Here is a 15,941-nt window from a genome sequence, read left to right as displayed (position 1 = left end):
CCTGTTCCTTCAGGATCCCTATGATCTGCTCTTCCGTAAAGCGGCTGCGTTTCATCCGTCCGTATCCTTCTTGATCGGACTCTACTTTTAAATGGTTACATTTTCGGGGGGCACGTCACTTCGGCCGCTTCCTGGCGTTTCTGTCCAGCTCGGAATGCAGCATGTTGTGCAGGCGCGCGAGCTGCCGGTGGTAGAATTCCGCCATCTGGGGATGGAGCAGGGACGGGGGCGCCTCGGCTGTCGCGAGAAACTCTGTCAGTTCCGCCTTGCGGGCCGCCACATAATCGCAAGGCAGGGGGTCATGTCCTGCTAAAGCACGTCGATCCAAGCGACGAATATATCGAACGCCGGTTTACGAAGGAAAAACGCCCTGTCGTTTCATTCTTCACTTCGAAGGAAGAGGCTGAACGTGCTATTCACCGGGTTCTCAAAGCTAACTCCCATAAGATTGATGCCTGGCTCAAGAGCGCCGCAAATGGAAGTTCAGTCGACGTCGAAGGATATCTCGCGGGAAAGGGAGATATCGTGATCGAGAGTGCTAATCGACAACGCAAAGCCGCACACCGCCTCCTTGTTACAATTATCAAAAAAGAACACAATGGGATGAATTATTATGTCTATACTGTCCGCCTGTACTAAATATGACATTCTTGACAAGTTTCCGCGCCTGACTAGTCTGGGGGGCAACTGTTTGGGTGAAGATGCCGATATGTTTGGAAACACGCTAGCGGAAGCTATCCAATGGGGACCTCGCACATATAATCTGCCATTCAAAACGCAAACGATCGACGAATTAACGACGTTACTGGCCTATGGCGATGCGGACATCGATCGCGTCAGTTGGGCCGTACTCGGTATTAATCCCACTGCGGATGTTGAAGAACCGTCTAATTGGGGCAGTTTTCCAAGCCTGAGGGCGTTCTGGTCCTCTGTTCTGCACGCTTTTGAAAATGACCCCGAGGTACAGGCGGGAAGAGAGATTGCCCCCGAGGTGTAGGGACAAGGCGTGCGCAACACTGAGTATATAGATGTCGGCTTTCATGTGTTGGCGTTTCAGAAGCAGACTTTCCGCTTGCCCCCCCCTGAACTGCCTATCTGCTCTACGAGACAAAAGCAGACGGGCAGCAGTCGCCTCTTTTCAGACCTTGCAGGCTAGCTTCTCATTTTCGGAAAGCGGACCTAGAGCAATTGTCTGGGCGCCTAATAAGCGCAAATATACTTTAGTGCCTTGCGCTCCTGCTGCCTTTGCTTGAAAATAAGCTTAAAACAACGTCGTGGAGAGTAACCGATGTGGGTGACTGAAGAGGTTTCATTAGTCGAGTTTTACCAGTCATGTCTCGGTCTAGCGTGCGAGGCTGGCTATAATGTCATCCTTAGCTTTATCGCTAGAAAGGCAGATGCCCCACAAGTCTATGACGAGATACTCGAGGCATGGCATTCACTCGATGATCTTACTGGGCCTCGAATACTTTTTCTGTTCGCCGGGAACTCGGTACATCAAAGACTGAAATCAGAAAGCATATGTCGGAAATCGGGCAGTGGTCATAACCAGGAAAGACTGATATTTTCACCAGACATAGCCTTATTTCTCTCCAAAAAGATAAATAACAAAAAGTCGCGGTCAACGTCCAACTATTCTGTCACGAGCCACTACACCTTGGAATATCTGAGGAGCCACACGGAAGGACATCATCCACTTACGAGAAAGAAAAATACGCAGGAAGACTGTGGTTTCGCGTACCGTCAACCTGAACGGCCAAGGCACCTTGATATTGAGCGCTCCCAGACCTCCCAAATTCGAGAGATCCGCGATTATCTCTCTTTGTGTGAGAGTGATATTCCATGTATTCATCTGACATTTCTCGATGGAAGAAAACCTTTCCATTACAAGGTTCGTCCAGACGACAATATCTATCAAATACTTAAGATTATTGTCGATATGGTAGAATCCAAAGATTTAAAAACGCTCACGGTAAAATCATTAAATATAGCGCAGGATCTGGTTTCAGTTAAAGCGGAACTTGCGAAACTTCAAACACCCCAAAAAAAAGAAGAAGTCTTTGTTAGCGTTATTACCACTCTTCGAGACAATGCTTTGAACGGCTCAGATTCTAGCGATCGGGTGGTCGCGTTGGAGAAATCGCTCATAGACCTGATACAAGAGCCTAACGAACAGCATAGACGCGCAGCTTTCGATGCTTTCAAAGGTGCCCGCGAGATTCTATGTGATAGACCATTTTGGCACGATTTAAAATCAGGCGTGCAGCGCGTCATCGATCTCGCAGCAATACGCGGTCCTGTCGGTGACATCTCGGATGTAATAGAAGTCCATAGGCGATTCAGTGAACAGAAAGCAGATAAGATATCACTGCTGGAAGAGCAGAAACTCGATCTGGAAGCACGAAGTGCTGCTGTGCTGCGTGAGATCACGGTGTTTTTGAGCGCTCAGAGCATTCGGCAACGTGTCAAAGAGGCCCTATCAAGCCATATGGAGAGGTCGTTGGACACCTTTATCGTAATCGCTGCTCGCCAAGAAATGGAAGCGGTGCGTTCGTATCTGGATTCGATCAAAGCCAGCCGCGCGACCATGAATTTGTCGAGCACTTGGCGGGCGGAACGCGTGTTGCTTCAATCTGATAGGCACCTAGAGTTCGGTTTGATTCAGGCACCTGCGCAAGGTGTGGAAGACATGGCGTCCCTATTGGATTTTCTGCAGAGTAAAGTAAGACCAGCGTCGGTCCTGATGGTGGGCATGATGGCCGGGATTCCAGACAAAAGCCAACTCCTTGACGTGCAGGCGCCGCGTAATATTATCAACGGGACCCGCATTGGCACCAGGGACGGGATGGTCGTAGCCGAGCCTCACGGCCGTGACGTCGATCCGGTGATGCACAATCGTCTTCAGTCGATCGATCGACATCGTAGCGGTATCGCCGACATAACGCTCGTCACCCATAAGCACTCCATATGCGTTGCAGCCAAATTTGACGACTTGACCCCAGATCTCGCTCAGGCAGCCCTTTCGACCGATCCTGAAAACATCGTCGGAATCGAAATGGAAGGCTCGGCGCTGACAGCCAGACAGACAAGTCAGAGAAGAAATGGCGAAAACACCGGATACCTGATGATCAAAGGCGTTGCTGACTACGCCGACGAAAAAGCTTCCGCGAAAGAAATCGCAGAACTCCAACGAGCACTCGAAGCCAGCGGCATTACAGACGTCGGCGATCTGCTCAAAGATCCTGACCCGACCACCAACAAACGGCTCAAGTCAGCGTTGCAGAAAGTCGCGACGATCAACGCCTTGCGGGTGGCATTAGCGTTGATTGAAGAGGAGCAGAATTGAGGTTGGTCGGTGCCAACTTGCTCTCTCCCGATCAACGTCGTAATCTTTATGTTGGCCTGACAGCGCGATTTAGCACTACAGTTGTACTTCCCTGAGAATTCCGAAACTATGGACAACCATGTTTCTGAAAAAGGAGAATCGCACGGTGTCAGTCAAGTATCTTCTGGTGCTGACGCTCAAGGCGTTGCAGGACGTCAAGGCACGGATGCGACAGGGATTCGAGCAAGAGTGGATTGCCGCCTTGAATTGCCCCGGGTTTTGTGGAGACGTTTTTTATCTGAACTAAGCGGCTAATGCATGTGATTTCTGTTTTGCATAAAAGCGCTCCTCAGCTTCTGCTGGCGGGATGTTTCCAATGGATGACAGGATCCGTCTATTATTGAACCAGTCGACCCATTTAAACGTTGCCAGCTCAACAGCTTCTCTGTTTTTCCATGGTCCCTGCCGATAGATGAGTTCGGTTTTGTAAAGTCCGTTAATGGTCTCCGCGAGAGCATTATCATAGGAATCCCCAACACTGCCGACAGAAGCAACGAGGCCCGCTTCAGCCAGTCTTTGCGTGTAGCGAATGGACACATACTGACAGCCACGGTCCGAATGGTGGGTCACTTTGCCCTCAGGCCGCCTTTGGCACAGAGCCTGCTCAAGGGCATCCAGCACGAAGTCGGTATGGGCCGTTGATGAGACACGCCACTCCACAATCATGCGAGCAAATACATCAATGATGAAGGCAACATACACAAAGCCTTGCCACGTGGAAACGTAAGTAAAATCCGAAACCCAGAGCCTGTCAGGGGTTGGTGCATGGAACTGACGCTGCACCATATCCTGTGGGCACGGACGTTGCGGGTCTGGCCGGGTGGTTCTGACCCCTTGGTCACGAATGACACCTTTAAATCCCATCTGGCGCATCAGTCGCTCTACCGTGCAGCGGCCGACATCCAGGCCTTCGCGTTTGAGTTGATACCAGACCTTGCGCGCCCCATAGACGCAGAAATTATCATTCCACACTCTACGGATGCCATCGCATAGTTCTTTGTCTTTCTGGCTGCGCACACAGGGATTTTTCTGTCTGGCCCGATAAGCATAGTAGACAGATGATGCAATCGGCAGAACCTTGCAGATTGAGCCGACACCATATGTCTGCCGGTGTTCCTCAATGAAGCGGATCATGGCCTGAACCGGCGGTCGAGTTCCGCCTGGGCAAAATATGCTGACGCCTTACGCAGGATCTCATTAGCCTACCGCAGTTCACGGTTCTCGCGTTCCAGTTGCCTGACCTTCTCCCGATCAGGCAGCTCATTTACCACAGGCGTATTGGCCCGCTCATGCAGACGTGTCCATTTTGACAGCGTGTCAGGATGAATATCCAGCTTTGGCGCTATCATCATCACCGCAGACCACCGCGAAGGATGGTTCTTCTCTTCCTCCAGAACCATGCGAGCTGCACGGTCACGAAATTCAGGCGGAAAGCGCTTCGATTTGTTGCTTATAAATTCTTCTTACCTCATGGGTCTTTCTGTCTCCACAAAACCCGGGGCAATTCACTGAACAACGGACGGCGGTTCCGGGTGCTGACGGTGGTGGACGACTACACGCGCGAATGTCTGACGCTGGTGGCGGATACGTTGTTGTCAGGCGAACGATTGGACCGCGAACGCACAGACCCTTACTTAAATCTGAGGGCATGTCGAGGGCAGGGTCAGACGCGACCAGTTCTGTCTCGGTGATGAAGGGGTAAATCACGGATACCGCAGGTATGTGCAAGAAAAACCTTGATACTTTCCAGAACCTGCCACCGGTTCTTCTCCATAACCACCATGTGCGTTCCCTCACCAATTTCCACCCAGCGCCGGTAAGGTGCATTCCGAAACAGCGGGAAGAGGTTCGCCATTTGCGCGGTGGTTATACTCCTGTCCCACTCGGCATGGAGCAAAAGAACCGGGACAGTAATGTTTTCTGGCGCGTAGAACGATTTTCCGGCTGACCAGTATTCGCGGATATCCTGAATTACGCCTGCTGGCGCACGGATGATGCCATCCTGTTCTGCAGGGTCACTGGCGAGCATGACCGCAACCCATTGCTCGAACCATCCCGCAGGAAGAATTTCGCCACGCTTGTCTTTCGGCACGCCGTCCAGCCAGTGCTGGTGGAATGCCGTGACATCGAACCGTCGATAGGCGTGAATAGGCCCACCGGGATCGAGCAAAGCCACGCCATTATTAATCCATTGCGGTGCAATTAATGCCAGTTTTTCAACTTTCTCATTATTGGCCGCGGTATAAGTTCCCGTAACGGTGCCCCCCCATGACATGCCAATCAGGCACAGGCGAGGAAGAGCGTGCTGGGTCAGGATGTAATCGACGGCGACTCCCAGATCACGCACTGCGGTTTCAGTTCTGACCTGAGGAGGAGCGTCTTCGGGTGCGCCTTCCATGCCGGGTGGACGTGTTGAGCCACCAAAGCCACGTACGTTGAGCGCGTAGACGTCAAACCCGTCTTGAGCAAGGCTGTCCATAAACGCTCCATCGCCTACTGGAACGTCAAACAGACTTTCCGCAGGCAGCGTCGCACCGTGCATCAACAAAATGGTGCGCTCTGGACCAAATGACTGGATGTCTGTGCGGCGCTTTCGGCGCAGGTGAAGTGAAATGCCAGCAGTATCACTCGGGATATGCAGATTTTCCGTATGAATGTTTATCATTTGATCTCTCCTGCATTTGGCTGGGCAAATTCCCATGAGAACCCACCCTCACGGCGTCTGACATAACCCGCACTCGTTTCCGCAAAGTGAGGAGTAAAACACAGGTTTCCACTTTCGGCTGCCAGTTCGAGCAGCCACCGGCGTGAGCGTTCTGCGGCATCAATGAATTCGCAGTAAACAGACCGGAGATCCGGGCGATAGACCTGAAGTGGATGATGCATGACATCTCCCGTAAACCAGGCTTCCTGCCCCTGCGACCGCAGGCGGATTGAGGCATGATCAATGCTGTGTCCCGGGGTCGAATGGAAGGAGAGACCTGCAAGAATTTCCTGACCGTCGATCATGATAGGCCGCCCAAGCCCGGCTTCGATCACAGAGAGTATACTGTCCTGATAGACACGGCGCAGCGGGCGATGGTCTGGAGGCCCCAAAACCTCAGGAGGCAGATCCGGTGCTGGATCAATGCCGTCATTGCTGGCACCATAACGTGCTTCAATTTCCGAAAAATAATGACGTGCGTTCGGAAAAGTCGGCACCCATTTTCCGTCGCGCAAATGGGTGTTCCACCCGACATGATCGGCGTGGATATGCGTGTGCAGCACAGCATCAATCTGCTCGGGCTGCACGCCTGCTGCTGCGAGACGCGCAAGAAACGGCGTATGCAGGTGATCAAGTGCTGGAGCGGCTGGCAAGGGTTTGTCATTCCCGGTGGCTGTATCGACCAGGATAGCGGTGCCCGGTAATTGGACGAGCCAGGCGTGGGTTCCTTGCGCGAGCCTGCCGGTGGCGCTGTTAAAGGAGCCGGGCGTCAGGGACGGACCAAAGGTCGCCAACGCCTCAGGATCGATATCCGGATACAGTCTTCCGGGGTCAGCGTTGTCCCAGTGCAGTTCCTGAATACGCGTAATGCGGGCATCTCCTACCTGAAAAGCCGCTGTCATTTTAGCCCCAATGCAATTGTTTTCCGTCGTCTCTCAAGTTAGGGTGCCTCCAACCATCATACAAATCGATTTGACACATGAAGCCCATTGACCATTTCAATCTTAGGTCCTTTGACCTTAATCTGCTAATTGCTTTTGACGCCCTTGTGTCAGAACGTAGTGTCACAAAAGCAGCTCATCGTTTGCGCATTCGACAACCGGCAATGAGCCATGCTCTGGCAACGCTCAGGATACTTCTGGCAGATGAGGTGCTGGTCAGAACAGGTGCCGTCATGCTGCCTACCGCCAAAGCAGTTGCCATGGCTCCACGTGTCGCTGAGATGTTGAGGCAGGTTCAAGGTATTCTGACAGCCGAGGATCGATTTGACCCGGAGACAGAGAAGCGGATTTTCCGTTTTGGATTTTCATCCGAACTTGAAGTTTTTTTAATGCCGGGATTGACGGCTTATCTACAACACCATGCCCCGGGGATCAGGCTGCTAGCTCGCGGTTTACCACGAAATGAAGTGCATACGTTGCTGGATACCGGCAAGCTGGATATCGCAGTCGGATGTTTTGACTTCGGTCTGGAACGCCATTGCGGTATGCCGCTATATGAGCAGTCACTAGTCTGCTGTTTTAACCCTGATCTGATCGATCCGGACGTTCAGATCACGGTTGAGCGCTATCTTGCGTTGCCGCATGTGCTCATGACGTTGAAGGATGATATTCAAGGATGTCTGTCTGAAGCTTTGGGGCAGATCGGTCAGAAACTTAACGTCGTTCTGGCCGTATCAGACTTCCTGACTGCCCTTGCGACTGCGGCAGCCGCACCTGTTCTGGCGACGTTACCCAGCCGCATCGCGCACCAGCATGCGTCTCATTTTGGTCTGGTGCTGCGTCCTGTACCGCTGGACCTGCGTATTCCTGCTATTTCGATGGTCTGGTCTGCCCGTAGCGACCGTGATCCTGCTGCCATGTGGCTGCGTGCTGCTGTAGCATCGATATTAAAAAAGGACATCCAGAGTTCCAATTTTTAAATATAAAATTGAACTGCCCCGGGTGTTGAATCAGTCAATCCATTTAAGCGTTGCCAGCTCAACAGCTTCCCTGTTTTCCATGGTCCTTGTCGATAGATGAGTTCGGTTTTGTAAAGTCCGTTAATGGTCTCGGCCAAAGCATTATCATAGGAATCCCCAACGCTTCCGACAGAGGCAGCGAGGCCTGTTTCAGCCAGTCTTTGCGTGTAGCGAAGGGACACATATTGACTACCCTTATCGGAACGGATGGTTCTTCTCTTCTTCCAGAACCATGCGGGCTGCACAGTCACGAAATTCCGGCGGAAAACGCTTCGGTTTATGGCTCATGAATTCTTCTTACCTCTCGGGTCTGCCTGTCTCCATAAAACCCGCGGTCATTCAGGGTTACTGCTGGTCGCTCAGTCCGGCCATCCAGAGCGATCAGGGTGCGCAAGGCATGGTCGGTTTGCAAAGTAAATTTCATGATCATGTAAAGGTGTATAAACTTGACATGTTTTCCAATGCGGCTAAAAAGAGGTGCGGAATGTGCACCTTAAAGGAGGAACTCGTGCCCGTCTCTCTCGACGACAAGACGCGTGCGATTATCTCCGTCAATCTACAAGCGTCTGCTCTCCACCCCGGCCATGCGTGACCTGTTCAACCCCTCCTATAGCTGGACGCGGGCAGCCCAAGGCGCTGGCTGCGCTGTGCTATGTCGAGCATATCAACGACCTCGGCGCGCTCAGCGGCATGGTCGAGAGAATTGCCGAAAAGCATGACCGCGATCTGTTTCTCTCCGTAGCCTGACATTTTTCGGGCGCTCATCGCGCGGGGGCGTGGCTCTTCGTGCGGCCATATCAGGAGCTAGTGCAATGCCGGACTCATCTTCCATTGTCAGGCCGGTCGCTGATCCGGTCAGTACTGTCCTGAAATGGATTCTCCTCGCGACCGGTCTTCTGACTGCGGTGCTTCTCATCTGGACGACGCAAGCGACCTACAAGGGGGCGCCTCCCCAGCCGGAGAAATTTGTCTCGGTCAATGGTGACGTTCTCATAACCGGGAGGGATATTGTTGCGGGCAAGGGTGGTTTCCAGAAAGCCGACCTGATGGACTATGGTAGCCTGTATGGCATGGGCTCCTATTACGGCGAGGATTACACTGCTTCGATCATGAAGCGGCTGGCGCTTGCCACGCGCGATAATATCGCGAGCGCAGACGATCATACAGCGTTCGCAAGCCTCTCGGAGGAGAGGCAGGACGCCATTACGGCGAGAATGCGCGGTGATCTTCATCATCTCGACCTGACTGCGTCAACAGTGACGCTGCCAACGGAACTGGCGGCAGCGATCGTATCCGTTCGCGCGGCAACGGTGGAGGGGCTTCTTCATCCGGACCGCAAAGCCGGCTGGGCCGGGGCGCAGAGTCTTTCCCCCGTACTTGCGGACAAGACGGCCGATTTCCTGATCTATTCGGCCCTCACAACGGTCGCCTGGCGTCCAGGTGCGGACTATTCATGGACGCAGAACTGGCCTTACGAACCATTGGTGGGTAATGCGCCGACAGGAGAAACATTTATCTGGACATGGGCGAGCTTCGGCTTTGTTTTTCTGGCTTTTGGCGCCGTGCTGTTTATCTACGAATATTGGCTCAACGATGCAGACACGGCGGTTCGGGACGCCGAGCTTCTCGTCTTTCATCCTCTGACCCCGAGTCAGAAGAAGATCTGGAAATATTTTCTTCTGGTGGCGTTACTGCTGCTGGTGCAAATTCTCGTCGGCTCAATCATGGCTCATATGTATTGCGACCGGACGAGTTTTTACGGCATCGACATCAATCGATATATTCCGTTCAACGTCATGCGTGATCTTCATATTCAGGCACCTATTGTCTGGATCGGCCTGTCGTGGATCGGTGCCGCTCTGTTTCTCGCACCCATCATCGCTGGTGGAAAGGAAGCCAAAGGGCAGGGCTGGCTTGTGGACGCGCTGTTCTGGGTAACGGCCTTCGTGGTGGTCTGTGGCTTGGCTGGGAACTATCTCGGCGTCATGGGAGTGATCGATGGCAGCTGGTTCTGGTTCGGAAATCAGGGTTTGTCCTATATCCAGCTCGGTCGCTTCTGGCAGATTGGATTCTTCGGGGGACTGCTTTTGTGGAGCGCCCTCGTTATGCGTGCTCTGTGGCCATCGGTTTCACTGTGGACCCGTGCGGCGCACAGTTTCTGGTCCGGTCATATCCGGTTGGAACACCTCATCTGGGCGTCTACCGTTAATGTCGCATTGCTGTATGCCTGCGGCATGATCCCGCTGACCGGCATCGAGAAATCCTTCACGCTCTCGGACTTCTGGCGCTGGTGGGTCGTCCATCTGTGGGTGGAACAGTCCTTTGAGTTCTTCGCAGCGGCGATGACTGCCTGGACGTTGATGGCTACGGGTCTGATCTCGCGCCAGCTTGCTGAGCGGGGCATGTATTTCGAAGTCATCCTGATCTTTCTGGGCGGTGTGATTGGTACCGGCCATCATCTTTACTGGGCGGGCGCGCCGAGCCTGTGGATTCCGTTCGGCACGATGTTCTCCTTCATTGAGGTGCTGCCGCTTGTATTGCTTATCATGGAGGGAATCAGCCACTATCGGATGATCAAGAAGCAGGAGGATTTCCGTTACCGGCTGGGGACCATTTACGTCATCGGAGCGGCCTTCTGGAACTTCGTCGGCGCTGGTGTTTATGGCGGCGGTCTACTGAATGCGCCGCTAGTGAATTACTACGAACACGGTACGTTCCTGACGCTCAATCATGCGCACTCATCTCTGTTCGGCGCGTTTGGCGAACTTGCGATTGGCCTGATCTATTTCTGCCTGCGTTATATTCATGCCGAAAAACCCGGTTTCTCCGAACGGCCTGGTCTGTGGGCGTTCTGGCTCTACAATGCGGGACTGGTTCTGTGGACGCTGCTCAATTTCTTCCCAATCGGCTGGCCTCAACTGCTGGCGGTGTACGAGCATGGTTATGCTTATGCCCGTAGTGCTGTTTTCTACGACAAGACCCTCTTCTGGCAATGGATGCGCTTGCCGGGCGACGTTGTCTTTGCGGCTGGTGCGCTGATTATGGCGTGGGATTTTCTTGTCAAGCTTACGCCGGTCTATCCTGGCTGGATGCGGCGGCTCATTCCCGGTTCGGGGGCAGGTTCCGCAAGCCGTCCCACTGAGAACACGCCATGACGGTAAAGCACGATGTTCCGGATGTGAGGCTCAAGCGCGTGTATGATGCCTTCGCACCCGACGATGGTCTGCGCGTGCTGGTGGACCGACTCTGGCCGCGAGGGCTGCGCAAAGCCGATGTGAAGATGGATCTCTGGCTGAAAGACGTGGCCCCAAGTCCGCACCTGCGTCAATGGTTCGGCCATGATCCGGCGCATTGGAGTGAATTCAGGCTGCAATACCGTCATGAGCTTTCAAACGGAAATGCCGAGATCGCCCGCCTTGTGGAACTGGCGCATAAAAGCAGGATCACGCTTCTTTATGCAGCGCATGACCCTCTCTATAATCATGCGCTCGTTCTTCGGGATTTTCTGTGCGATGCCGCGATGGTTGCATCTTCGGGCCATGGACGAGAGGACCAGTCATGACACAATACATCGCTTAACAGACAACCCAAGGCCCAGAACTAAACCGTGATACGTCCAGACCCCGTCGTTTCTCTCAGGAACCGGCTTAAACAGTACCCATTGCCGGATCCGTTTGTCCGGGACGCCCGGTTTCAATCCGGCCAGCAAAATGCCACAGAAAATCAGAATCATCAGGACTGGTTAAAATAATATCATACCACATTGAGTATTTCGTCAGATCAAATGCAAGTTCAGTGCTCTGTCCTGGTGGCAGGGTGAGCATTTTTTGCCCTCCCTGACTTTTCATTACACTGATAATGTTTGCCGGTTTCATTCCATGATTGGTCAGGCGCAGGATGAGGTCTTTCTTTTTGGCGTGGAGGTAACGAGTTTCGATATGAAGCTGAGGGCCGTCCAATTGCCCTTTGTACCCCCGGTAAAAACCATTCGGTGCGTGGACTGAAACATCGTACATTTGGTTTTTAAAAGATGACGTGCTGAAGGGGATATTTAACGTATCTCCCGCTGCTACAGCATAAGTGGCCACTTGCATGCCCGAAGAGGTCTTAACATCGTGATAGTAGACATTGAAAGGTAAACCAGCTGCGTGGTTTCCATGAATGCTGGTTCCGGCATGGAGACGCAGAGTAATTGCACTTCCGTTTTTCTCGATACTGCCATCACAATAGGGCTCATACGGCAAAGCACTGGAAGGGCGGGTACCAGGTTCCTGCTGGATAGTTTTGCGAACGTCTGTGGGGACGGCGCGCAGCGCCGAAACTTCGGTAGCTGTAAGGGAATGAAAGCCACCGGGCATGGGCTGGTCGCGCGCGTCTTCAATCATGTGTAAATGAGCATCGCGGTTCAGGTACGGTAAGGTCGGGATCGAGCCATCATACGGGCGGAAACACGACGTAAGGTTACCGCTAATTGCCCGTCGCCATGGCGAAATATTGGTCTCTTTAACGGTCTTGCCAAATTTTTCCTGAACGAATGATTCCAGAAAACGCAAGGTCGAAGTATGTTCGAAAAGCTGTGAATTTACCCACCCGCCCCGGCTCCATGGTGAGGCGACAATCATTGGTACACGAAAACCAAGACCGATCGGACCGGTACGCGCCAGATGAGCTGGCACTCCCATATCTATTTCGTCCTTGGCTGTGGTATACTCAAGCCCATCCGGACCAATACTGGCTGAAGACCGTCCTGTTTCCGGGCGGCTGGGGTCTGGTGCAGCATATGAACAGCAATGGTCAAAATATCCGTCATTTTCATCATAGGTTATAATGAAAATGGTTTTTTTCCATATTTCTGGGTTTTCCGTCAGAATGTCCATCACTTCTGACACATACCATGCGCCGTACCACGGAGAGCTTGGATGATCGGAAAAATGTTCCGGCGCGGAAAGCCAGGAAATTGTTGGCAGTGCTCCGGTTTTTACATCCTGACGAAACTGGTGCAGAATATCGCCCTTCGGTGCCTGCATATGCAGAGTGTTTGCTCCGTCATGAAAAACCAGTTCTTCAAGTTTTCGATAATTATTATCTCCACTATTAGTCACAAATGCTTTTTCGAAAAGATTGCGCTCTGATTCTGTCAGTTTTTCTTTCGTCAAGCCAGAAACAGAACGTCTTCGCAAAAGGACTTCAAGCAAAGCGCGTGCTTCGACCAACTGTTCGTTGTGAGCTTCAGACGCAAGCATCTCTCGGCTATGCAACTCTGCGATATCACTTTGACACTCGCTGATTCGTGCCTCCAGCCAGTCCCCAAAACCCGGATTGGCAGAAACACAATACTGATCAAAATATTCCAGAATGTTTGTGCTGAAATTACTGAGCCACGCATCCTCAGCTTCACTCATGCCACCGGTTTGTGACAATTCATTTTGATAATATTTCCAAGAAATACCGGCTTTTTCCAACCGCTCGGGAAAGGTAGCCCATGTCATTCCCCCTTCAAGGATTTCGTCATTGCGTATATAGACCTTTGACGAAACATCCTGTTGATTTCTTATTGTTCCGGTCATGAACAAAAGGCGGTTAGGGCTGGTACTGGTCATTGCGCCACAGTAGTTCTGGTCACAAACAGTAAAAGCATCAGCCAGAGCGTAGTAAAATGGAAGATCTTCACGAGTATAATATCCCATCGTCAAGGGATATTTGCCATATCCTTTGTGATGCGATTTTTTGGCATCAATCCACTGATCATGGCCCCCGTTATTCCATGCATCAACCTGACTGTCGCGGGAATGAGGGATTGAGCCCATCCACGTTACACGTGTATCCTTGATGTTCAACCGCCACGGTAAGTAAGTTTCGCCCGATTTGCTGCTTTGCGCAAAAGCTGGAAGTCCGTTCTGTTGCCGTATTGCACGGGGGTCGTTAAATCCCCGGACCCCCTGAAGAGTGCCGAAGACATGATCGAATGAGCGGTTTTCCTGCATAAGAATAACAACGTGTTCTGCATCTTTCCATGTTGAGCCAATATCTGGCGCAATGGCAAAGGCCCGTTGTATGGAAGAAGGCAGCACTGAAGCAGATCCGGCTGCGGCACCGGACAAGAGGGCGTATTTTAAAAAATCTCTACGTGTTGTCACTGTCATACCCTCTTGTTCATCTCATGAAAAATATGAGGCTGCTGGAAATGGTGCATATAGCCGAGCACTCTCACGGTGAGAAAATACCCTGTATCAAAAAATATATTATTTATGCTGCAGCTATGATGTTGCGGTGTTGCGTGCTTCAGTACAGAAAAAGACATGACAGCATCCTTGTGTAACAGAAGCATCTGTCTTTAATGAGTCGTCGGCATTTCCTTTTCCGCCGTTTTTTTTTGTGACAGTTATAAGACAGGCAGCCGATACAAAGAGTCTATTCCAGATAAAAATGGAGTGGGTCCTCTTTTACCCGTGCACCTGCAATGCTCTGTGCCGCCTGCACAAACATATCAGGTCGATTAAGGTCGAATAAGCCAGAGAGCCTCTGATCGCCCAACCGAAAGGACGGAATGATCTGTTTTTTATTGTAGCGATTGAAAATATCCGCGGCTTCGGAAATGGTTTCTGTTTCCAGTGCCACTTGGCCTGTTGTCCATGCGATGAGGCGGGTCAGTTCATCCTTATCCAGATGGCTGAACTGTAATGTTCCGCGTGATGTCACCGTAATACGAGTGCCTGTGGCAAGATATTTAGGGTCGGATAGGTCACGCCCCCACACATGTGCGCTGCCGTTAACCACGACACCGCTTTCATGATTCTGTCCTTGAAAAACCAGCAGGCTGCCGTTCACTACAAATCTCAGATTGGCTGTTTTCACCAGCCCATCGTATGCGGAAACATAACAGCGACCAGAAAGCACACGGGTGTCACAAGAACTGTCTTCAACTCTGGTATGGCAGTCTAGCGCCAGTTTTCTACGCCATTGCTCTGGAGTGTGCAGAATGTTTCTGTGGGTTTCATAGCGCATTTTTGCTTCTGTTGTTCCGGCTGGCACAAAAAACGCGCAAAGGGACGCTGCAACCGCTGTTGATAAAAACATTCGTCTGGAAGGAAGCCGTCGTCTCTGATTCCAGACAGCGGTCGGGGATCGTAACGCCCGTGCCCTGTCTGTGGCGTGCCATATAGCCTGACATCGCAGAAAGGCGCCTTCATGCCTGACATCCGCACCAATCCAGTTCTGTAACAGACGGTTTTCGTCTTCTGTCAACTTCCGCCTGTCAAGGCGTGCGATCCATTCTGCGGCGACCTGATCAGGAGTGGCTTTTTTTGTCATTATCCACACCTCCTCTTATGGGTATTGTCTGGCTTTTATCGCGTTGGGCATAGAGTTTTGAAATGGAAAACAGCGCGCGAGCCAGTTGTTTTTCAACACTATTTTCTGAAATCCCAAGATTTTTCGCACAATCTCTTTGCGTGAATCCGTTAATTTTACGATCAATAAACACATTACGACAGCGTTCAGGCAGACGCTGGATTACTGAATTCAGAAACCTCAATTCAGCTCTGGCATCTGCAACAGCTTCAAGAGAAGGCGTATGATCTGGCAGCAGATCGTTCTGGACATCAGCCAGAGCGACTATTTCTACAACACGAGCCTTTTTATAATGTTTCAAAACAATGTTCCGGCAAACTGTATAAAAATAGGCGGTAGGATTGGAAATATTATCAATCTCAGCTTCCGCCATAATGACGTAAGCTTCCTGAATGATGTCATCTACCTCAATATGAGAAAAGCGACCAAGCCATGTTCTGACAAGGTGCTCATTCGGCAGAATATGTCTTGCCAACCAGTAACTGTAATGTTGATCGCCAAGCATGAAGACGCCCCACCCTGAATGCGCAGGACGTTTAGCA

The 15,941-nt window shown here is 51.7% G+C and carries 13 protein-coding genes, 4 pseudogenes and 1 other annotated feature; of the genes and pseudogenes, 9 read left to right on the top strand and 8 right to left on the bottom strand.

Annotated elements, in window-relative coordinates:
• The first annotated feature begins 63 nt into the window (after positions 1-63).
• The 4 genes from PY793_RS12460 (at position 64) to PY793_RS12445 (ending at position 3,632) form a co-directional block, all read left to right on the top strand.
• Positions 64-639, top strand: a complete 576-nt coding sequence (locus PY793_RS12460; RefSeq protein ID WP_475638945.1) for an RNase A-like domain-containing protein — start codon at positions 64-66, stop codon at positions 637-639.
• Positions 614-997: a hypothetical protein gene (locus PY793_RS12455; protein ID WP_275178333.1), complete on the top strand. Its 384-nt coding sequence runs from the start codon at positions 614-616 to the stop codon at positions 995-997. The genes PY793_RS12460 and PY793_RS12455 overlap by 26 nt, the downstream gene beginning before the upstream one ends.
• Before the next feature lie 291 nt (positions 998-1,288).
• Complete coding sequence (locus PY793_RS12450; protein WP_275178332.1) at positions 1,289-3,346, top strand: hypothetical protein; 2,058 nt, start codon at positions 1,289-1,291, stop codon at positions 3,344-3,346.
• Between the two features lie 118 nt (positions 3,347-3,464).
• The gene (locus PY793_RS12445; protein WP_275178331.1) at positions 3,465-3,632 is read left to right on the top strand and encodes a hypothetical protein; all 168 of its coding nucleotides are present in this window, start codon (positions 3,465-3,467) and stop codon (positions 3,630-3,632) included.
• On the opposite strand, the pseudogene PY793_RS12440 reads toward PY793_RS12445, so the two are convergent.
• The 3 genes and pseudogenes from PY793_RS12440 to PY793_RS12425 form a co-directional block, all read right to left on the bottom strand.
• Positions 3,629-4,785 (bottom strand): annotated as a pseudogene (locus tag PY793_RS12440) (IS3 family transposase). The gene PY793_RS12445 and the pseudogene PY793_RS12440 overlap by 4 nt on opposite strands.
• Positions 4,445-4,561, bottom strand: a sequence feature (AL1L pseudoknot). Its footprint overlaps the pseudogene before it by 117 nt.
• A 263-nt stretch (positions 4,786-5,048) precedes the next feature.
• Positions 5,049-6,050, bottom strand: coding sequence for an alpha/beta hydrolase (locus tag PY793_RS12430; RefSeq protein WP_275178330.1), 1,002 nt, complete (start codon positions 6,048-6,050; stop codon positions 5,049-5,051).
• Positions 6,047-6,991: an MBL fold metallo-hydrolase gene (locus PY793_RS12425; protein ID WP_275178329.1), complete on the bottom strand. Its 945-nt coding sequence runs from the start codon at positions 6,989-6,991 to the stop codon at positions 6,047-6,049. The genes PY793_RS12430 and PY793_RS12425 overlap by 4 nt, the downstream gene beginning before the upstream one ends.
• Before the next feature lie 77 nt (positions 6,992-7,068).
• On the opposite strand from PY793_RS12425, the gene PY793_RS12420 reads away from it, so the two are divergent.
• On the top strand, positions 7,069-8,010 hold the full coding sequence (locus tag PY793_RS12420; protein ID WP_275178328.1) for a LysR substrate-binding domain-containing protein: 942 nt from the start codon (positions 7,069-7,071) through the stop codon (positions 8,008-8,010).
• 30 nt (positions 8,011-8,040) lie between these two features.
• On the opposite strand, the pseudogene PY793_RS12415 reads toward PY793_RS12420, so the two are convergent.
• Positions 8,041-8,252, bottom strand: a pseudogene (locus tag PY793_RS12415) (IS3 family transposase); the annotation flags it as partial.
• 83 nt (positions 8,253-8,335) lie between these two features.
• Between PY793_RS12415 and PY793_RS12410 the strand changes: the two are divergent.
• The 4 genes and pseudogenes from PY793_RS12410 (at position 8,336) to PY793_RS12395 (ending at position 11,611) form a co-directional block, all read left to right on the top strand.
• Positions 8,336-8,641, top strand: a complete 306-nt coding sequence (locus PY793_RS12410) for a hypothetical protein (protein ID WP_275178327.1) — start codon at positions 8,336-8,338, stop codon at positions 8,639-8,641.
• A pseudogene (locus PY793_RS12405) lies at positions 8,604-8,766 on the top strand (globin family protein); the annotation flags it as partial. The gene PY793_RS12410 and the pseudogene PY793_RS12405, both read left to right, overlap by 38 nt.
• A gap of 95 nt (positions 8,767-8,861) precedes the next feature.
• Positions 8,862-11,204: a nitric-oxide reductase large subunit gene (locus tag PY793_RS12400; protein WP_275178325.1), complete on the top strand. Its 2,343-nt coding sequence runs from the start codon at positions 8,862-8,864 to the stop codon at positions 11,202-11,204.
• The gene (locus PY793_RS12395) at positions 11,201-11,611 is read left to right on the top strand and encodes a DUF488 domain-containing protein (RefSeq protein ID WP_275178324.1); all 411 of its coding nucleotides are present in this window, start codon (positions 11,201-11,203) and stop codon (positions 11,609-11,611) included. Before PY793_RS12400 ends, PY793_RS12395 begins: the two co-directional genes overlap by 4 nt.
• An 85-nt stretch (positions 11,612-11,696) precedes the next feature.
• Here the strand turns inward: PY793_RS12395 and PY793_RS12390 are convergent, their stop codons facing one another.
• The 4 genes and pseudogenes from PY793_RS12390 to PY793_RS12380 all read right to left on the bottom strand — a co-directional run bounded on the left by PY793_RS12390 (position 11,697) and on the right by PY793_RS12380 (position 15,904).
• Positions 11,697-14,186, bottom strand: coding sequence for a phosphocholine-specific phospholipase C (locus tag PY793_RS12390; RefSeq protein WP_275178340.1), 2,490 nt, complete (start codon positions 14,184-14,186; stop codon positions 11,697-11,699).
• 274 nt (positions 14,187-14,460) lie between these two features.
• Positions 14,461-15,054 carry a FecR family protein gene (locus PY793_RS12385; protein WP_275178323.1) on the bottom strand — a complete coding sequence of 198 codons (594 nt, stop codon included), beginning with the start codon at positions 15,052-15,054 and terminating at the stop codon, positions 14,461-14,463.
• A gap of 168 nt (positions 15,055-15,222) precedes the next feature.
• Positions 15,223-15,360, bottom strand: a pseudogene (locus PY793_RS14215) (FecR/PupR family sigma factor regulator); the annotation flags it as partial.
• A complete protein-coding gene (locus PY793_RS12380) occupies positions 15,338-15,904 on the bottom strand; it encodes an RNA polymerase sigma factor (protein ID WP_275178322.1) in 567 nt (188 codons plus the stop codon). The gene PY793_RS12380 and the pseudogene PY793_RS14215, both read right to left, overlap by 23 nt.
• Positions 15,905-15,941: the final 37 nt, after the last annotated feature.

Origin of the sequence: Acetobacter fabarum (assembly GCF_029069195.1) — a bacterium.
GTDB classification, from domain to species: Bacteria; Pseudomonadota; Alphaproteobacteria; order Acetobacterales; family Acetobacteraceae; genus Acetobacter; species Acetobacter fabarum_A.
This window is presented reverse-complemented; position numbering and strand designations above follow the sequence as displayed.